The 18,338-nt window shown below is 60.5% G+C and carries 18 protein-coding genes; 2 read left to right on the forward strand and 16 right to left on the reverse strand.

Annotated elements, in window-relative coordinates; genetic code table 11:
- The first annotated feature begins 34 nt into the window (after positions 1-34).
- Positions 35-592: an isopentenyl-diphosphate Delta-isomerase gene (idi, locus tag ACP7B9_RS14885; protein WP_425864614.1), complete on the forward strand. Its 558-nt coding sequence runs from the start codon at positions 35-37 to the stop codon at positions 590-592.
- A 14-nt stretch (positions 593-606) separates the two neighbouring features.
- Here idi and ACP7B9_RS14890 read toward each other — a convergent pair whose 3' ends face one another.
- The 11 genes from ACP7B9_RS14890 to ACP7B9_RS14940 all read right to left on the reverse strand — a co-directional run bounded on the left by ACP7B9_RS14890 (position 607) and on the right by ACP7B9_RS14940 (position 11,471).
- Positions 607-1,446, reverse strand: coding sequence for an SDR family NAD(P)-dependent oxidoreductase (locus ACP7B9_RS14890; protein ID WP_425864616.1), 840 nt, complete (start codon positions 1,444-1,446; stop codon positions 607-609).
- Between the two features lie 10 nt (positions 1,447-1,456).
- The gene (locus tag ACP7B9_RS14895; protein ID WP_425864617.1) at positions 1,457-2,164 is read right to left on the reverse strand and encodes a hypothetical protein; all 708 of its coding nucleotides are present in this window, start codon (positions 2,162-2,164) and stop codon (positions 1,457-1,459) included.
- A gap of 73 nt (positions 2,165-2,237) precedes the next feature.
- On the reverse strand, positions 2,238-2,975 hold the full coding sequence (locus ACP7B9_RS14900; protein WP_425864619.1) for a TetR/AcrR family transcriptional regulator: 738 nt from the start codon (positions 2,973-2,975) through the stop codon (positions 2,238-2,240).
- Positions 2,976-2,984: 9 nt separating this feature from the next.
- Positions 2,985-3,788, reverse strand: coding sequence for a triose-phosphate isomerase family protein (locus ACP7B9_RS14905; RefSeq protein WP_425864621.1), 804 nt, complete (start codon positions 3,786-3,788; stop codon positions 2,985-2,987).
- A 34-nt stretch (positions 3,789-3,822) separates the two neighbouring features.
- Positions 3,823-5,172 carry an MFS transporter gene (locus ACP7B9_RS14910; protein WP_425864623.1) on the reverse strand — a complete coding sequence of 450 codons (1,350 nt, stop codon included), beginning with the start codon at positions 5,170-5,172 and terminating at the stop codon, positions 3,823-3,825.
- A 199-nt stretch (positions 5,173-5,371) separates the two neighbouring features.
- Entirely contained in the window at positions 5,372-6,151 is a 780-nt protein-coding gene (locus tag ACP7B9_RS14915; protein ID WP_425864625.1) for an SDR family NAD(P)-dependent oxidoreductase, read from the reverse strand.
- A 34-nt stretch (positions 6,152-6,185) separates the two neighbouring features.
- Complete coding sequence (locus ACP7B9_RS14920) at positions 6,186-7,163, reverse strand: 3-hydroxyacyl-CoA dehydrogenase family protein (protein ID WP_425864627.1); 978 nt, start codon at positions 7,161-7,163, stop codon at positions 6,186-6,188.
- Between the two features lie 2 nt (positions 7,164-7,165).
- Positions 7,166-7,654, reverse strand: a complete 489-nt coding sequence (locus ACP7B9_RS14925; RefSeq protein WP_425864629.1) for a ribose-5-phosphate isomerase — start codon at positions 7,652-7,654, stop codon at positions 7,166-7,168.
- A complete protein-coding gene (gene dhaL, locus ACP7B9_RS14930) occupies positions 7,651-9,393 on the reverse strand; it encodes a dihydroxyacetone kinase subunit DhaL (protein WP_425864630.1) in 1,743 nt (580 codons plus the stop codon). Before dhaL ends, ACP7B9_RS14925 begins: the two co-directional genes overlap by 4 nt.
- Before the next feature lie 16 nt (positions 9,394-9,409).
- The gene (locus ACP7B9_RS14935) at positions 9,410-10,411 is read right to left on the reverse strand and encodes a sugar phosphate isomerase/epimerase family protein (RefSeq protein ID WP_425864631.1); all 1,002 of its coding nucleotides are present in this window, start codon (positions 10,409-10,411) and stop codon (positions 9,410-9,412) included.
- A 376-nt stretch (positions 10,412-10,787) separates the two neighbouring features.
- Positions 10,788-11,471 carry a GntR family transcriptional regulator gene (locus ACP7B9_RS14940; RefSeq protein WP_425864633.1) on the reverse strand — a complete coding sequence of 228 codons (684 nt, stop codon included), beginning with the start codon at positions 11,469-11,471 and terminating at the stop codon, positions 10,788-10,790.
- Positions 11,472-11,555: 84 nt separating this feature from the next.
- Between ACP7B9_RS14940 and ACP7B9_RS14945 the strand changes: the two genes are divergently transcribed.
- On the forward strand, positions 11,556-12,611 hold the full coding sequence (locus tag ACP7B9_RS14945; RefSeq protein WP_425864634.1) for a hypothetical protein: 1,056 nt from the start codon (positions 11,556-11,558) through the stop codon (positions 12,609-12,611).
- Positions 12,612-12,807: 196 nt separating this feature from the next.
- Here ACP7B9_RS14945 and ACP7B9_RS14950 read toward each other — a convergent pair whose 3' ends face one another.
- The 5 genes from ACP7B9_RS14950 to ACP7B9_RS14970 all read right to left on the reverse strand — a co-directional run bounded on the left by ACP7B9_RS14950 (position 12,808) and on the right by ACP7B9_RS14970 (position 18,298).
- Positions 12,808-13,497: an FMN reductase gene (locus ACP7B9_RS14950; RefSeq protein ID WP_425864677.1), complete on the reverse strand. Its 690-nt coding sequence runs from the start codon at positions 13,495-13,497 to the stop codon at positions 12,808-12,810.
- 55 nt (positions 13,498-13,552) lie between these two features.
- The gene (locus tag ACP7B9_RS14955; protein WP_425864636.1) at positions 13,553-15,064 is read right to left on the reverse strand and encodes an amino acid permease; all 1,512 of its coding nucleotides are present in this window, start codon (positions 15,062-15,064) and stop codon (positions 13,553-13,555) included.
- Positions 15,065-15,116: 52 nt separating this feature from the next.
- A complete protein-coding gene (gene aspA / locus ACP7B9_RS14960; RefSeq protein WP_425864638.1) occupies positions 15,117-16,550 on the reverse strand; it encodes an aspartate ammonia-lyase in 1,434 nt (477 codons plus the stop codon).
- 75 nt (positions 16,551-16,625) lie between these two features.
- Positions 16,626-17,594, reverse strand: a complete 969-nt coding sequence (locus ACP7B9_RS14965) for an asparaginase (protein ID WP_425864639.1) — start codon at positions 17,592-17,594, stop codon at positions 16,626-16,628.
- Entirely contained in the window at positions 17,591-18,298 is a 708-nt protein-coding gene (locus ACP7B9_RS14970; RefSeq protein WP_425864640.1) for a FadR/GntR family transcriptional regulator, read from the reverse strand. Before ACP7B9_RS14970 ends, ACP7B9_RS14965 begins: the two co-directional genes overlap by 4 nt.
- Between the last annotated feature and the right edge of the window lie 40 nt (positions 18,299-18,338).

Genomic DNA, 18,338 nt, shown 5'->3' on the forward strand with positions numbered 1-18,338 from the left:
TAAGGGACACGCGCAAGAAGGAGCTGGTCCCACCATGGGTCAAAATATTGAGCTGGTCAGGTTGCTGGACGACTCCGGGGAAGAGATCGGAACCGCTGACAAGGCCCTGGTCCACACCACGCAAACGCCCCTGCACCTAGCCTTCTCGTGCCACCTTCTGGATTCGCAGGGACGCACACTGCTCACCCGCCGGGCGCTGTCCAAGCTGACCTGGCCCGGCGTGTGGACCAATTCGTTCTGTGGACACCCGGCCCCCGGGGAATCCTTCGAAGAGGCCATCATCCGCCGTGCCGCCATGGAACTGAACATCACGGTGACCGGAATCCAGCCCGCGCTCCCCCACTTCCGCTACCGCGCCGTTGATGCGTCCGGCATTGTGGAAAATGAAATCTGCCCCGTATACACGGCCACCTATGAGGGCGACGGCGTCATCTCCCCGAACGCCGATGAAATCTGTGACTGGGCGTGGGCGGATGTGGTCGACGTGGAAGAGGCCGTTACGGCAACGCCGTTTGCCTTCAGCCCGTGGCTCGTGGAGCAACTCTCTGAGGGCATCTACACCGGCGGTCGTTTTCCTACGCAGCAGCGCTAGCCTACGCAACGAGGCTAAACGCCGTCGGCCTGCTCAAACACCGCAATCATGGCGGCACTGCGTTCCCACAACTGCACGGCAAGTGTTGAATCAGCAGCCGTTTTCGTCACCTTGGTGACCTTTCGCTTGAAATAGTATTCCCCCGGTGTCCACTCCGCGACCGGCGGGCTCGTGGCCAACCAAACGAGAGTGTCAGCCCCCTGAATCGGGCTGATCATGAAGCGTCGAGAAAACACGCCATAAGCAAGCTTGATAACCCCCGCCGATTCCGCAGCGAAGTTGCTGCCCACAATGCCAGGGTGAAATGCGGCGGCATTTAGCCCTTGTTTGCCATAGCGCCGTTGCAATTCCTTGGTGAAGAGAATGTTCGCCAGCTTCGCATTCCCGTAGGCGACACTGGCGCTGTAACGCTTCTCGGCATCGAGATCGTCAATGTCGAACTTGGCCATGAGCCTGTGAGCCGCGCTTGAGGTGTTGATGATGGTTGCGCGGCTGGCCACCAATGTCTCGATCAGCGCAGTGGTGAGCAGAAACGGCGCCAGGTGGTTCACCTGAAAAGTCTTCTCGTGGCCGTCAACCGTAACTTCCCGCGGCCCCATCACACCGCCGGCATTGTTGACCAGAACATCGATGCGCGGGTACTTTCGGGCGAGGGCCACCGCCAGAGTCCGTACTTGGGCCAGATCTGTGAAGTCGGCCAGGAAGTAGTCCGCTCCCAATTCACGGGCAACGGCCATTGTCTTCTCAGGTGATCGTCCTACGAGAACCACTTGGTCGCCGGACTCGGCCAACATTCGTGCCGCGGCCGCCCCGATCCCGTCGCTGGCTCCCGTAATGACTATTGTGCGTGGCATGGTTGTCACCCTACTTTGACCCGTCAATCATCCGGGCGACCTTTTGTTCCAGGGCAGCCAGGGTGACATCGGGCAGCACGATCAGTCCATCGAGTTCCTTGCGAGCCCGCTTGTAGGCCGTTTGGCGTTCGGCCGGGCTGGCAGCATCATTTTCGGCGATCTTCACAAGTTTGCGTGCAGTTCCCAAGCGCTGCCGTTCATCTTCATTGAAGGCAGAATCCTTGATCCGATGCGCCTCCTTCTCCGCCACCTCGAACGCCACCACGTACGCGTTCACAGCGTTGCGGTAGTCGTCCCATCGGCTCTTGGCAGAGATCTCGGCGCCGTCAAGCGGCCGCAAGGCATCGGCGTCGCGCTTTGCTCGCAGAAAAGCCACGGTCAGCGGCTCGCGGACATCGCTCATCATGGGGAAATCGATGAGCTTTGCGACGTCAAGTTCATAGCTGAGCCAACGCTTGTTGACGGCATCATGCTCGACTTTGATGTTGGCAACATCGGCCTGGGAGTAGCCGTCCTCCGGTGCGGAAAGTTCGACGGCGGCAGGCTTGTAAGCGGAAACGTCCAGGCCCGCGACCTCCGGATGCTGCAACCTGTACATCTCAATTTTCCGCTGGTGGACGCGCTCCCGGTTGGCGGACAGCGCCTTGAATCCACCGGCGACCATCCCGCCAAGGGGAAACAGGACCCACCAATAACCAAGAATTTCAGGAAAGACCATGCGTTCATCGTGCCACTTCGCGACCCGTGCGCCAATAATTAGTGGCGGCGCGTTGACACAATTGACGGGTGCACTAGTTGCCCGCGAGCACCCGGACACCTGTGGACGAATTGCAAATCAGCTGGAACGCCGCCTCGGTGATTTGTTTGGTGTTGGCCGAAGTCCCACCACGCAATGCGTCAAGGATCATGTTGTTGACCCCGCCCACCATGGCGACGCCTGTCAGCCGGGCAAGTTCAAGGACATCGGCGAGCGAATCGTCCACGCTGTCGGAATTGGCGGCCACCTTGGGGTTCACACCACCCAGAAGCAAGACCAGCTGGCTCGACTCCGCGGCGAAATCGGTCATTGACTGGTGGCGTTTAGCTTCCAACTCTGGGGAAACACCCACGATCTCCACCATAATGATCTGGGCATGGCGCGGATCATCCAACATGAAGTTGACCACGGTTGCCATTCCTGCGCGGACGGACTCGGTCAGTGTCCTACCCGGCACCCGAAGAACCTGGACCACCTGACGCATCAACTCTGAGGACAGGTGGTCATACACCGAGGTGAGCAGTTGCTCGCGGGATGCGAAGGATTCGTAAAAGTAACGCTCGCTGAGGCCGGCGCTCTGACAAAGGGTTTTGATCTTGGATGCGGCATAGCCGATCGAGCCAAACACCTCGATGCCGGCCTCAATCAGACGTCCGCGCCGTTCCAAGGCCCGATCCTCGGATCGCAGGCCCGAATAGACTCGGCCAAAAGCAGCACCCGTCGACTGTTCATCAGCGGTGGTCTTAGCTACCTTGGGAGCCTGGAAGGTCATTCGCCCATTCTAGTGGGCGTTCCCATTGTCCGCAGCCTCCGCAAGCGCCTCATCTAGGACGGCGCCGAAATTCTTTGCATCGTGGGCAAACCGGCCAAGGAACAGGCCCGATACGTGGTCAAGTTCGGGCAGGAGCCCCGGCTTGGCCGAACCACCATAGATGATGGGAAGCGAGCCCATGCCATGCCGCCCCAAAAGAATCCGCACGGCGTGAACAACTGCAGAAATATACCCGGCCTGCGCCGGCTCGTCAGCGCCGATCGCCCAAACGGGCTCGTAGGCAATGATGATTGACGCAGCCGCCCCCCAATCAACCACGGCTGCGGCAATTTGCTCGTAAACCACGGCGGCAGCATCGGCTGGCTCCGCATGTTCCAGCTCGCCAACGCAAAGCAGCGGAGAAATCCCGGCAGCCAACGCGGCCGTAACCTTTTTAGCCACCATGGCATCGTCTTCATGAAAATAACGACGGCGCTCGGCGTGCCCCAGCTCCACGAGGGTAACGCCCAATTCGGCGAGCATTGACGGCGCCACTTCCCCTGTCCACGGTCCGTCTGCCCACCCCGCGTTTTGCGCGCCCAGCACCAAGGGTGAACCGGCAAAAATCTCCGCCGCGGCAGGCAAGACTGGGAAGGATGGGATGACAAACGGGACCACCCGCCCGGCTGCAAGAGCCGGGCGGGTGTCCACTTCATGACGCACTGCCCGCAACCAGCGCAGGCTCTCGGCGTAGCCCATGTACATCTTGGTGCTAACACCTACATACCTGGTGGTTGCTGGGTGGGTGGAGTCTGCGGGACTAAGTTGCGTCACAGTTTTTCTACTTTCACGTGCTATTTGTTGCGGTCTACTTCTCGAGCAGCTCGTCAGCCTTGGTCTTGAAACGGCGGGTGCCCCACATCATCGCTGCTGCAACGAACGGCAGGATACCCAAGGCAACAATTCCCATTGCGCCGGATTCCGAGGCAAACGTCTCATTGATGTTGGTACGCATGATCGGTGCCACGAAGCCGCCAAGGTTACCCAAGGAGTTGATGAGGCCGATGCCGGCTGCAGCGGCCGTTCCGGTGAGGAACGCCGTCGGATATGACCATGTGATGGGGCCAATGGCAAGGAAGCTGCAAACCGCCAAGGTGATGAAAATGATGCCCAAGGCCGGGAGGTGGTTTGCCCCGGCCCATGCCGAACCGATGATGCACAGGCCGGTGGAGACGAACAACCAGGTACCCAGCACCCGACGTCGAATGACAGTTGTGGCGTACCGGCCGACGAGGATGCAAGCGAACATTCCGAAGAACCACGGCACGGCGGCGAGGAGACCAACGGCCATACCCACTTTTTGGCCGGTGAGCTGCGCAACCTGCTGCGGAAGATAGAAGGTCACGCCGTAAACGGCGATCTGCAGGCAGAAGTAGATGAGGGTGAAGTACCAAACACGGCCGCTGGACAGCGCCGCCCGGACACCTGTGGGGCCTGATTCCTTCTTGATGCCGTCTTCCTGTTTCATGGCATCCGTCAGCGCGTTCTTCTCATCCTGGCTGAGCCATTTGGCCTTCTGTGGACCATCGATGAGGAGGAAGAACGCAAAGATACCGGCGATGATCGCCAAGGATCCTTCAACGAAGAACATGACCTGCCAGCCGTGCAGGCCGGGCACCTGATCACCGATGTTAATGAGCCAGCCGGACAGAGGTGAACCGATGACCTGCGAGAACGGCTGAGCCAGGTAGAAGATAGCGAACATCTTCACGCGGTGCTTGTTGGGGAACCATTCGGCTAGGTACATGATGACGCCGGGGAACAATCCGGCTTCCGTCACACCGAGGAGGAACCGCAGTGCGATGAAGGAGGTGTCGCCCTGGACGAACGCGAAGCAGGCCGAGACGATGCCCCAGGTGATGGCAATGCGGGCCAGCCAGAACTTGGCGCCGACCTTCTTCATCATCAGGTTGCTCGGGATTTCGAAAATTGCGTAACCGATGAAGAAGATACCGGCACCCAGAGCGTAGGCTCCGGCGGTGATGCCGCGGTCCATTTCCAGTGCTGCTTCTGCGAAGCCAACATTGGTGCGGTCAAGGAATGCGACGATGTAAAGGATGACCAGCATCGGCATGAGCCGGAAGGTCGCCTTAGATATTGCGGATTTTAGTGCCGGAGATTCCAGCAATTTCGTTTCTTGCTTTAGTTGAACAGCCATTCAAAACTCCTCGTTGAGTCAAAATTGAGTCAAAACCTTGAAAACTTCTTTCTGACGCGTTCTGTATTGAACGCGGATGCGCTTAGCGCGGGTAGGCCATCATGACGATTGCGACGCCACAGATGACGATCCCCACCGCGAGGTACAACTTGCGTGCCATGGTCCACTTGGTGGAATTCGTGTTATTCATGGGATCCTCCTAGTGCATGTACAGTCCGCCATCCACATTCAGCGTCTGGCCGGAGATGTAGCCGGTGTCCTCGCTGATCAGGAAGTGGATAGCTGCTGCGATGTCCCGGGTGCTTCCCACCCGGTTGACGACCAAATCTTTGACCAATTCGTCTTTGCGATCATCTGAAAGCGTTCCGCCCATGATGTCTGTATCGATGGGGCCGGGAGAGATCGCGTTGACTGTGATGTCATACGGGCCCAGTTCGCGGGCAGTGGAGCGGGTCAAGCCAATGACGCCGGCCTTCGCCACTGAGTAGGCCGTCTTGGAGAATGTCCCGCCACCACGTTGTGCCGATACGGAGGAGATGTTTACGATCCTCCCGATCCGGTTTTTCACCATGGTTTCGGCGACGCGGCGGGTTGCATAGTGAACGCCGTTAAGGTTGATGTTCAGCACCCGGTTCCACTCTTCAGGAGTGACTTCCAAGTAGCCGACGGGCGAGCTGACGCCGGCAACGTTGGCCAGCGCAACGATCTGCGGCAATTCTGCTTCCAACTCGTCGATGGCCTTGCGAACGGATGCTTCGTCGCCGACGTTGGCGCCAACACCGTGAGCTTTGACCCCGAACTCTGCGGCGACTGATGCGGCCACTGTTTTGCAGGCTGCATCATCGAGATCGATGATGCCAATGTTCCAGCCGTTTTCAGCCAGGTAGTTGACGGTTGCCCGGCCAATTCCACGCTCGGACACGGCGCCGGTGATGATGGCGGTACGTTCCTCGGGGAACTTTACGTTCGTTGCAGACATGATTTCTCCTAAAAAGTTTGTGAGCCGAGGCCGATTAGTGAATCGGGGCCGGGCCGAGGTCTTCGAGCAAAGCCGACATGGCAACGTAAGCCTTGTTGCGGTAGGCGATGAGCTCTGCCGTCCGCTCAGCCGGGACGTTCAGGAAGCCAGCGCCGGTCTTGGTACCGAGCTTCCCGGCGTCGACCAAGTCCGTGAGGATCTTCGGTGTGGCAAAACGCTCCGGGAAGCCGGTCTGCAGGGACTTGTAGCAGAAGTCGTAAACATCCAGTCCGGCCATATCGGCAATCGCGAAGGGGCCAAAGAACGGCAAGCGGAAGCCGAAGGTCGTGCGGACCAGGGTGTCGACGTCGTCCGCGGTGGCGATGCCCTGCTCAACCAGCTGGGCAGCCTCGTGGAACAGCGCGTACTGGAGCCGGTTCAAGACAAAGCCCGTGACGTCCTTGACGACGGCCGTCTGCTTGCCCGTGGAGTGGACCATGTCGCGAGCGGCACCAACCGTGGCACTGGAGGTCTCAGCGTGAGGGATGATTTCCACGCCGGGAATGAACGGCGACGGGTTGGAGAAGTGAACGCCAAGGAAGCGTTCCGGGTTGATCACGGGCACGGCCAGGTCGGCGATGGAGATCGTGGAGGTGTTGGAGCCGATGATGGCGTCGGGACGGGCAGCGGCGCTGATGCGGGCCAGCGTTGCATGCTTGATCGCGAGAACTTCCGGGACGGCCTCCTCGATGAAGTCCGCGTTGGCGACAGCCTCCTCGATGTCCTTGGCGGCCCAGAGGTTCTTGCGCAACGTCTCGGTGGCACCGGCGGGGAACAAACCGTCGGCCACAAACTGGTCAGACTCGACCAGCAGGCGCTCGTAGTTCTTGGCCGCGATCTCTTCCGAAACATCGGCGAGTGCCACGCGGGCACCACCCAAGGCCAGAACCTGAGCGATTCCGCCGCCCATGTAACCCGAACCCACGACGGCGAACTGCAGCTGCTTCTCGGTGTTTTCTACGTTATTGCTCATGATCAGACTGCCTTCGTGTAAGTGGGTTCGTAGGAACAAATTGCTTCGACTTTTTCCGCCGAGGCCGATGCTTCATCAAAAGAGTAGGACAGCCATTCGGTGACCAATTTTTTAGCCAGTTCCAGGCCGATGACGCGCTGGCCCATGGTGAGCACCTGTGCGTTGTTGCTCAGCACCGAGCGTTCTACGGAGTAGCTGTCGTGTGCGGTGACAGCACGGATTCCGGGGACCTTGTTGGCGGCGATAGCCACGCCAAGGCCGGTTCCACACACCAGCAGCGCCCTGTCAGCTTCTCCGTCAGCAACCTTACGTGCCGCATCGACTGCAACGTGCGGGTAGGCGCGGGAATCGTTGCTTCCCACCCCGATATCCGTAACAGAGTGCACGCGGGGATCTGCCTCAAGGAGCGCTTTGAACGCGTTCTTGTATTCGACGCCGGCCTCATCGTTTCCTACGACAATCCGGTAACCAGTTGCTTCCGTGGCGCTCATGCTCGCGTCCCACTTTCCATTAGTTCTTGTTCAAAGTGTTGGCCCAGTCGCTCCACGATCAGGCCGAAGGAGACAGCCCCGGGATCGGGGTGTCCAAGGCTCTTCTCCGCCAAGGGGCGGGCTCGGCCCTTGAGCGGACGAAGTGCTGAGGTTGCCGTAGCCGCATCTCGGGAGACGACGGCGGCTTCCTTGAGTGAATCGATGACCTCGGTGCCCGAGGAGATCGCAGCCAGGAAGGCATCCCGGAACGGCAGAATCGCGTCAACCATGGTCTTATCCCCCGGTTCCGCCTTGCCCAGAGTGGTGATGGCGTTGGCGAAAGCACCCACGGCCTCGGCAGCATCCTGGCTGGAGTACGAATCCTTATTGCCCAACGCGGCTGCGGCGGCGATGAACGCCGTTCCCCACAAGGCACCGGAGGTTCCGCCAGCCTTTTCCGACCAAGCCTCACCGGCTGCTGTCAGGACCGCGGCCACCGAGGTACCGCCGGGAAGATCGGCCGTCTTCTGCGCCGCTGCTGCGGCTGCATCGACGCCGCGGCGCATGCCGATCCCGTGATCGCCGTCGCCGGCAATCGCGTCTAGGTTGCCGAGCGCTTCCTCGTGTTCAATAACAACATCGCGGATGGCTGCAACGGCACTCACGGCCTGCAAACCCAAGGCGGCTGCGGCCGGCGTCGGGATTTCCAGCTGAGCGGCTTCGACTTCAGCCGCCGCAGCCACATTGCGCTGAGCCCGCGGGGCTGAATTGCCCTTGCGGAACGCCGGGGTGTCAGCGGGTGCTGCCCAATATTCCTTGAGTTCTTCATCAAGCCACAGCAGAGTCAGGGACAGCCCCGACATGTCCAGGCTTGTCACCAACTCGCCGCATTCGGGCTCAACCACCGTCAGGCCAGCCGCTGTCAGGAGCTTTTCAATCCGGCCGAACAACAGGAACAGCTCGTCATACTTGACGGTTCCCAGGCCGTTTACGATCGCGACAACTTCGTTTCCAGCGTCGTCGGGCTTGTCCGCCAGCAGCTTCGAGACCAGCAGTTCTGCCAGTTCCGACGCCGTCGGCATGGGGTGCTCGGAAATGCCCGGCTCCCCGTGAATGCCCAAGCCCAGTGCCATCTTTCCCGCGGGAACGTGGAACAGTGCCTCCTCCGCGCCGGGCAGGGTGCAGCCATCAAAGGCCACTCCGAGTGAGCGGGTGCGGTAGTTGGCCTTGATGGCGAGACGTTCGACGTCGTCCAGGTTCAGACCCGCTTCGGCTGCGGCACCGGCGATCTTGAAGACCGTCAGGTCTCCGGCAATGCCGCGGCGCTTCTCCAATTCCTCAATGGGTGCGCTGGCAATGTCATCGGTGACCACGACCGTGCGCGTTTCAATGCCTTCTGCATTGAGCCGCACCTGAGCCTGACCGAAATGCAGAACATCACCGGCGTAGTTGCCGTAGCTGAGCAGAACGCCACCATTCATAGCGGCAGCCTTAGCGACGCGGTAGATCTGGCCGGCAGCCGGCGAGGCGAACATATTGCCGCACGCCGATCCGGCGGCGAGGCCCGGACCTACCAAGCCAGCGAACGCCGGGTAGTGGCCGGAGCCGCCACCCACAACGAGGGAGACCTGGTTCGGATTCATCTCGGTGGAACGAACTACTCCGCCATCAACTCGGGCGACGTAGTTCCGGTTTGCTGCAACGAAGCCGTCGAGGGCATCGTCGGCAAATTCAGCCGGGTTATCGAAGATCGTAGTCATGATTCCTTCTTGAGCCCTAGGCGCTGAGCAGCGCTGCGGAGGGAACCTGGCGGCCCTGGGCTACCTGGCTGGTGCCCAGTGCGTAGCCTGCGGTTTTCGGCAGAACCTGTGAACGCAGGTATTCCTGGTTGCTGGCCGTAACGCTGAGGCCGTCTCCGCCGTAGTGCTCCGTGCAGATGATGCCCTGGAAGCCAACCGACACCGCCACCTTGAAGGCTTCGCGGTAGCTGATCAAGCCGCTTTCCATGGGTGCCGGAATGGCCGTGTACTGTCCACGAGCCACGTTTTCATCGCGGATGTAATTCTTTACGTGCCAGTAGTTCGAGTACGGCAAGGTCTTCGCGACAACTTCACGCCAGTCCTCAATGGGACGGTGCAGGCGGATGAGGTTGCCAATATCCGGGTTCAGGCCAACATTGGCCAGATCGATGTCCTGAACGAGCTGAACTGAGGAGTCCGCGGTTCCGAGGTAGGTGTCCTCGTACATTTCCAGGGAGAGCAGCAGGCCGGCGTCGGCTGCGTGCTGGCCCAGTTCGCGGAGGCGTGTGACGGCCTTGTTCCAGGTTTCCGTGTCTCCGACGGGATCTGTGTGTCCCTGAACGGTCCAGAACCACAGCTGCTTCTGCTGTTCTGCCGTCAGCGCCTGGTGCAGGCCAACAGAGACAACTTCACAGCCCAAGGCTGCGGCGGCGTCGATGGTGCGGTGGCTGTAAGCCAAGTTGGCTTCCCAGTTCGCTTCTTCAATGACGCTGCTACGGATAGCGGAGATAACCGGGATTCCGATGCCCACGTGGTCAGCAGCTGCCTTGAATTCCTGCAAACGGGATTCGCTCAGATCGCCGGGGCGTACCCAGCTATCGGTCAGGTCCGCGTTGGCAAAGCCAGCATCCTTGACCTCCTGGAAAACATCAACCCATGCTGACGACTCTGCATCGTTGATGTGTACGCCGGCGGCGCTGGTTCCCGGGAACTGCAGCAGGGCCGCGGTGATGGGCCAATTTTCGGCTGTGTAAGCCATGTCTCTCACTCCTTCGTGATAAATCCTGTTTCCTATAGGATCTACTATCGTGAAGATCGGCGGATATGTCAAGCGTCACAATCTCGAGGGGTGGTGAAGGCATTGAATCCGTTCAACTGAACTCATCAGAGCGAACGGCGGCTGCTGCTCTAGGCGAGAAAAACCTGCGCCAATCCGCGGATTACTTGGCCTTGAAAGCCAGCGCAACCCGTTTCTGCGCAAGAGTTGGGCGCCCGCGTCACGGCCGCGTCACAATTCGTTCTTTGTGATGGCTACTGGTGGCGGCCTCGGTCAGGGCACAGCAAAGCCCGCCATGAAACATCACATGGCGGGCTGCAAATTTAGGGCTTCGGCAGGTTTAGGGACTCCGGCGCGATTAGGCCTCGGGTGCGTCAGCCACCGCTCGGGCCCGGACATTGGAGACATGCTCAGTCATCTTGGCAGCAGCCTTCACCGCATCACCGTCGCGGAGCGCATCGAAAATCGCATGATGCTCCGAGATCGCATGATTGGCGTCAGTGATGCCCACGCCACTGAACAAGCGAAAGCGTTGCACCTGGCCACCCAGGGCGTTGTAGGCCGCAAGCAAAAAGGGGTTCCCGGCGTTCTCGGCGATCAGCCTGTGAAAGCGCTCATCGGCATCAAAATAGTCCCGGAATTCCGCGAACGATGGTCCCCTAGGCGCCGTTTCCAGGTCATGGATGGATTGTCCCAGGGCCGCTAGGGTCTGCTCAGTCATCCTTTCGCTGGCCAGCTTCGTGTTGACGGGTTCGATCACCAACCTGGCCTCCATCAACTGGGCAAGTTCCTCCGCGGTCGACACAGGCGCCACCTTGTAGCCCTTGAGTGCCACACGCTGGACCAGCCCGGTGTGCTCCAACCGCGCCAATGCTTCCCGAACGGGCGTGGGCGAAACTTCCAGGTCGCGGGCGGTGCCATCGATACTGACCGAGTCACCGGGCATCAACCGCCCGTCCATCAACGATTCCAAGATCTCGTCATAGACGTGGTCTGCCAACACCTGGCGGTTGACTGCGTGGGATGCGTTCGATGACTTCATGTGGCAAACCCTATAGGATCGCCACCGACTTGGCGGAATTGATCTCAGCGTCCGGCGGGCGTGGAAGAATGAAATTGATTCACGATGACAGCGAGCACAGCACTGACCAGCAAACAGCAGCAGGGCGGCAATCAAGAGAAGCCGACCCCTGTTGCCAAGCGCACCCATCAGATTCCGGACGTCCCGCGCCGGATGTTCTTCCTGACAATGGGCGCCGCGGCCGTGACCACCGCTTTTCAGGCCAATATCGTCGCCGATGGCATGCTGACCGAACGCACCCAGTACCGCGTAACGACTCCGGATAACGCTGAAAATCAAGCTGCGGCGGCACGTTTCCCGGGTAAAACCTGGTATCTCCTGGGCGGCTTTCGGGTCAGCTACCGCGATACCGGCCGCAAGCTCGCGGCGCTGCAACCGGCCATGAATCAGCGGGCGCCGGCCTCGTACATTGGCTATTCCAACGACGGCATCGACGTCGCCCAGCTGTTCATCGCCATTCGGCGCGATGTGTTTGAGCGAAAAATCGACACCGTCTATTTCTACGGCGACAGTTTTGGCGGCATGGTTTCGGTGGTGCTGGGCTCGTTACTGACCCAAATCGGGCTCACCGTGAAATTGATCGTGATGGGTTCGAGCCCCAGCAACGTGGCCGACACTCTGGATCCCGGCAAGGAATACATCTCACTGGCCGGTCAAATCGTGCCGTATCTGGGCGTGCTTGGACGTTTGGGCGCGGGCCTCTGGGCCGGGCTGGCCAACCCGAACGGTCAGGGCATGTACAGCGCTGCCCGGCGCGGGATCGCAGGCTCCTTCGATCTGAACAGGAATTCGCTTATTCTCAGCACCAGCCAGGCGACATTCCTGCAGGCCTTCCCAAGACAGTACGACGGCGGAATCCCCACCTCCACCGGCATCGGACTTCTGTACGACCCCGGCGATTTCATTGTCGATGCCGCATCGGCAACCCGAGGCTGGGAGGCACTATTTCCGCGGAACCCACGCTTTTCCTACGACATGCCCAAGACCGGGCACGCCAGCCCGGAGATCAATCCGGAGATCTACCGGACGGCGTTGCGCGTGGTGTTGGATGAACTGGATCCGCCGCCGGTGACCTCGAAGCCGCTCCAGCCGATCTTCTAGCCGCTTCGCCGGGATCTCTTAAGCAGCTCCTGTGGGTGTGAACGTCGCTTTGGAATCGCTTAAGCAGCTCCTGCGGGTTCCGGAGGCAACTACCCACAGGTACTGCTTAATGCTTTCGGCGCTGCCCACAACACCCACAGGAGCTGCTTAACACATTCGGCAGCGGAAGCAATTTCCGGTACCTGAACGAAAAAGGTCAGCGGCGCTGGGTTTGTGCCAGCAGTTCCTCAAAGGGCAGCGACGTCATCTCCGTGCGTTCACGCTGGGCGCGCTTTTCCTTGTGGTCTGCGAGAACCACCGAAGGGGCGTCCGGCGTCGAGCCGTCCGAAGAGCCAGCCGATGCACCGACGGCCAGCACGGCCGCCAACTCCCCCGCACCCTGAGCAATCCTGCGTTCCAGAGTATTGCCGCCGGAACCACCCCAGTCCTCGGGCGATGCGTAGACGGCAGTCGCCATGGTGTTGGCGCGGAGGTAGCTGAACAGGGGGCGGATGGCCAGGTCAAGAACCAGTGAATGGCGGGACGAGCCGCCCGTGGCTCCAAAGAGCACCGGCATGCCGTCAAGGAATTTGGGATCGAGTACGTCAAAGAACGATTTGAACAACCCGCTGTAGGAGGCGCTGAAGGTGGGAGTCACTGCGATCATGGCGTCGGCGGCCTCGACACGCTTGACCACCTCGGCCAGTGCGGGACCTGCATAACCGGAGACCATATTGTTGGCGATGTCCGTGGCGTAATTGCGCAGGTCAATCACGTCGAGCACGGCCGTGACGCCCATCGCTTGCAGCTGCGACTGGACCTCGGCGCCCATCTGATCCGCCAACATGCGGGTGGAGGATGGGACGCCGAGACCGGCCGAAATGACTACTACGGTACGCTGCATTATGACTCCTCAGTTCATGCGTTTGCATCTACTGGAGTCAACGGCGCACCACCGAAGGTTATTCCCCTTCGCCTGCGTGGTGCGCCTTAACCGGGTGTCCGTGCGTGTCCGAGTGCCGGGCCGCAGCAATCTCGTTGATCCGGCCGCGGCTGAGGTACCAGCCGATGATGAGCGCCGGAACAATGACGACAATCGAGCCAATGGTCCAGGTTCCAACGGGGCTGTCGAACGCCATCAGGACCAGAACAGCCAGCAGGAATGCCAGTGTCAGGTAGCCCGTGTAGGGGGCGCCGATCATGCGGAAGGCCGGGCGGATGGCCTGACCCTTCTTCACCAGGCGGAACAGAGCCAACTGACACAGCACGATCATGCCCCACGAGGCGATGATGCCCAACGCCGCCATGTTCAACACAATTTCGAAGGCCTGGGCCGGGACAATGGCGTTCAAGATGACACCGAGGAACGCCACCGCGGCCGTGAGCAGGATGCCACCATAGGGCACGCCACTTCGGTTGAGTTTGGCCGTGAACTTGGGCGCCGAACCGGACAGTGCCATGGAGCGAAGAATACGGCCGGTGGAGTACAGCCCGGCGTTCAGCGAGGACATGGCGGCAGTTAGCACCACTAGGTTCATGATCGAATCCATGCCGTCCACACCAATGGAACCGAAGAACGTCACGAACGGGCTCTCGCCAGCCTTGTAGGCGGTGTACGGCAGCAGCAGCGAAAGCAAAACGAGTGAGCCAACGTAGAAGACGGCGATACGGATGATGACGGTGTTGATGGCCTTCGGCATAACCTTTTCGGGGTTCTGGGTTTCACCGGCGGCCGTACCAATCAGCTCAATCGATGCGTAAGCAAACACCACGCCCTGCATAACCACTACCACCGGCAGCAGCCCGTTCGGGAAGAACCCGCCGTTGTCGGCGATCAAGCTGAAGCCAACCTGCTGACCTTCGACGGGGGTTCCGAAGATGACGAAGTACGTGCCAACCAGCAGGAAGCCCACCAGCGCCACCACCTTGATCAGCGCGAACCAAAACTCCAATTCACCAAAGACTTTTACGGAAACCAGGTTCAGTCCCAGCACCAGCAACAAGGCACCGAGCGCCCACACCCACTGCGGCACGGTCCCGACCCACGGGATGTACTTGGCGAAGAAATGCATGTAAAGCGCGACGGCGGTGATGTCAACGATCGCTGTCATCGCCCAGTTGAGCCAGTACAACCAGCCGGAGACGAACGCGGCTTTCTCACCAAAGAACTCACGAGCATAAGAGACAAACGAACCCGACGAGGGACGGTGGATAACCAGCTCTCCCAGTGCCCGAAGGATCAGGAAGGCGAAGAAGCCACAAACCGCGTAGCTGAACATCAGCGCCGGACCTGCTCCGGCCAAGCGCCCGCCGGCCCCCATGAACAGTCCGGTTCCGATGGCACCGCCAATGGCGATCATCTGGATCTGGCGGGATTTCAGGCCCTTGTGCAGCCCGACGTCCTCCGCCGTCAATGCGGCATTGGGTGCATCTTGAACTAAGTCAGATGTTTCTAGTTGTTCCTGGTGTTGCATGGTGGAAATCCTTTTCGTCAGGCGCCGTCGGCTTCATTGCCGGCCGGCAGGGTCAGTCGCCGAGATTGGCGAGGTACTCCGGTCGCAATAATTCATCGAGTTGTTCGGCGGTCAGTAGCTTGTGTTCCAAGACGAGCTCGGCAACGCCACGGCCGGTGGACAGGGCTTCAAGGGCAATGGCTGTTGAGGTGGTGTAGCCCAGGCGCGGATTGAGCGCCGTGACAAGTCCGATCGAGTGTTCCACCTGGGCACGCAGCTTGTCCTCGTGGGCCGTGATGCCGCGGATGCACTTGTCGGCCAACGTCATGCAAGCGGCCTCGAGGTGACGCATGCTCTTGGTCAGGCTGTGCACAATGATCGGTTCAAAGGCGTTGAGCTGGAGCTGCCCGCCCTCGGCTGCCATAGTGATGGTGACGTCGTTGCCAATGACCTCGTAAGCCACCTGGTTCACCACTTCCGGGATCACCGGGTTGATCTTTCCAGGCATGATCGAGGACCCGGCCTGCACTGCCGGCAGCGTAATCTCGCCAAAGCCGGCACGCGGTCCGGAGGAGAGCAGCCGCAGATCGTTGCAGATCTTTGACAGCTTCACGGCCACGCGCTTAAGGACACCTGAGAGGTGCACAAAAGCGCCGACGTCGGAGGTGGCCTCGATCAGATCAATGGAGGTGGTGAGCGGCAGGCCCGAGATTTCAGCCAGGTGACGGCACGCCAGGGCGGAGTAACCCACAGGCGCGTTGAGTCCCGTGCCAATGGCGGTGGCACCAAGATTGATCTCGTGGACCAACATCGTGGATTCGGCCAGGCGGGCCCGGTCCTCCCCCATGGTCACCGCATAGGTATTGAATTCCTGCCCCAACGTCATGGGGACGGCGTCTTGGAGCTGCGTGCGCCCCATCTTCACCACGGTGCGGAACTCCACGGCCTTCGCCGCAAACGCATCGCAGAGGTACTCCATGGCAATCACCAACGATTTCGCACCGAAAATGGTGGCCACATTGACGGCCGTGGGGTACACATCGTTGGTCGACTGGCTCAGGTTGACGTGGTCATTGGGGTGCAGGTACTGGTATTCACCCTTGTTGTGGCCAAGGATTTCCAGGGCACGGTTGGCGATGACCTCGTTGGCGTTCATGTTCGACGACGTCCCGGCACCTCCCTGGATGACGTCCACCACGAACTGATCATGTAGTTTCCCGGCGATGATTTCCTTGCAGGCCGCAATGATGGCGCCGGCTCGAACATCATCCAGCAACCCCAGTTCATGGTTAGCCTGGGCGGCAGCCTGCTTGACCATGGCAAGGCCGGTGACCAGATGCGTGTTGCTGCTGAGCGTTGTGCCGGTAATCGGGAAGTTCTCCACGGCGCGCAGGGTGTGCACACCCCAGTAGGCATCCACGGGAATGTCGCGATCACCGATGAGGTCATGATCGCGGCGCGTCAAGACGGGATCGGATACCGGGTAGTTTGAAATGTTCTCAGTCATGGTTCTCCTTGATGGTGGCGCGTCATTGCGCAGCAGGAATCTTGCTTGAAAATGGGGGGGGGGGGAAGAGGAAAATTAGTTGGCGAGTGGCAGCCCGCGCAGCTCACCCACGGGGTGTCCGCCGCCGTAGACGGGCAGGTGGTTGAAGGGCGTCAGCAGCGCAGGGTCAACTCCCATGGTCAACAGGGCCGGTACTGCCGCTGGCATCCGGGCGCGGTCCCCGCCATCGGAAATCTTCAGGGCCAGGGCGGAGCCGTTCGCGAGGGCAATCATCTGGATGCCTTCGAATCCGTCCTTGGCCAGCAGCCCAGGAACGGCCTCCATCAGCGCGGTGACGTCCCGTCCGATTCCGGCCACCATGTCCGGATGTGCCCGCATGGCATCGGCCACCAGACGCTCCGGCGTACCAGGCGCGGCGGTCACCAATTTGCTGAAGGCTCTGGCCATTCCCGTCAGGGACAACCCGAAGACCTCGGTGCCGCAGCCGTCCGTGCTAATTACGGTCAGTTCCTCGCCGGTCAATTCCGACACCACCTCGCGTATAACAGTGGGCAGCGGATGATCCGCGTCCAGATACGTCTCCAGCGGCCAGCCGTTCTTGACGCATGTTGCCAGCATCGCGGCGTGCTTGCCGGAGCAGTTTTGGGCCAGCTGTGTTGGGCCCTTGCCCTCGTTCAACCAGGCCTGCTGTTCGGCGACACCATAGGGAAGATCGGTGGAGTTCCGCAGATCCTCGGGCACCACGCCTGCATCGGCGAGGATCTTGGCCGCTGTTTCCTGGTGCTGCTCGGAGCCCGAGTGGCTGGCAGCGGCCAGCGCCAGCTGATCGGCAGGAAGCTCCAGTCCGGCCCGCAGCATAGCCACGGCGATCAGCGGTTTCAGCGCGGATCGGGGGTACACGCGGGCGCCGGGCTCTCCCCGCGAAACGAGGCTCCCGCCGTCGGCCGTGATGGCGGCAAGTGAACCGAAATGAACACTTTCCACCAGCTCGCCTCGGGTCTGCACGGCGAGGGGCGCGTGGGCGGGAAATTGGTTGTTGGTCATGCTTGTTGTACTCCCGTGATGATGCTGAGTGCGGCGTCGACCGCGGTTAGATGGACGGCCATGGCGCGGCCAGCGGCTTCGGTGTCACCGAGGGCGATCGCGTCAAGGATCAGCTGGTGTTCGATGTTTGATGTGCTTGCGCGCCCGGTGATCAGGTTGATGGTTTCGGATTGCTTGGCCATGGCGTCGCGGATGTCGTTGACCACGCGTTCGAACACGTCGTTGCCGCTGGCCTGTGCGATGGCCGCATGGAAACTGGCGTCTAGGCTGACCCAGATTTCAGGATCGTCCTCCTCGGCCATGAGGGCAAGGATGCCGCGCATCTGATCAAGTTGCTCGGCCGTACGGCGGGTAGCGGCGAATTCGGCTGCGGGCACCTCGATGTGCGGGCGGGCCTCCATGAGGCTGCGAGCCGAATATTGGCCGAGGACCAGATCGCTCGAGGCGCGACTTGCAATAACGAAGGTGCCCTTGCCCGTGAGGGTTTCCGTCAGACCCAGGGCAGTGCAGGATCTCAGTGCTTCCCTGATGACCGAGCGACTCACGCCGTATTGCTGGGCAAGTGTTGTTTCGGAGCTGAGTTTGCTGCCGATCTGGAGTGCACCGTTTTCAATGGCTGTGCGGATGGCCTTGAATACGGCCTCGGCAGCACTGACCCGGACGATGGGCCCTTGTCCTGCTGTCCAGTTGTCTGACAGGTTCATAGTGGAAACTATGACACCCCTCACAACCACCTGTCAATAC

Origin of the sequence: Arthrobacter sp. TWP1-1, assembly GCF_049897845.1 — a bacterium.
In the GTDB taxonomy this organism is placed as follows: domain Bacteria; phylum Actinomycetota; class Actinomycetes; order Actinomycetales; family Micrococcaceae; genus Specibacter.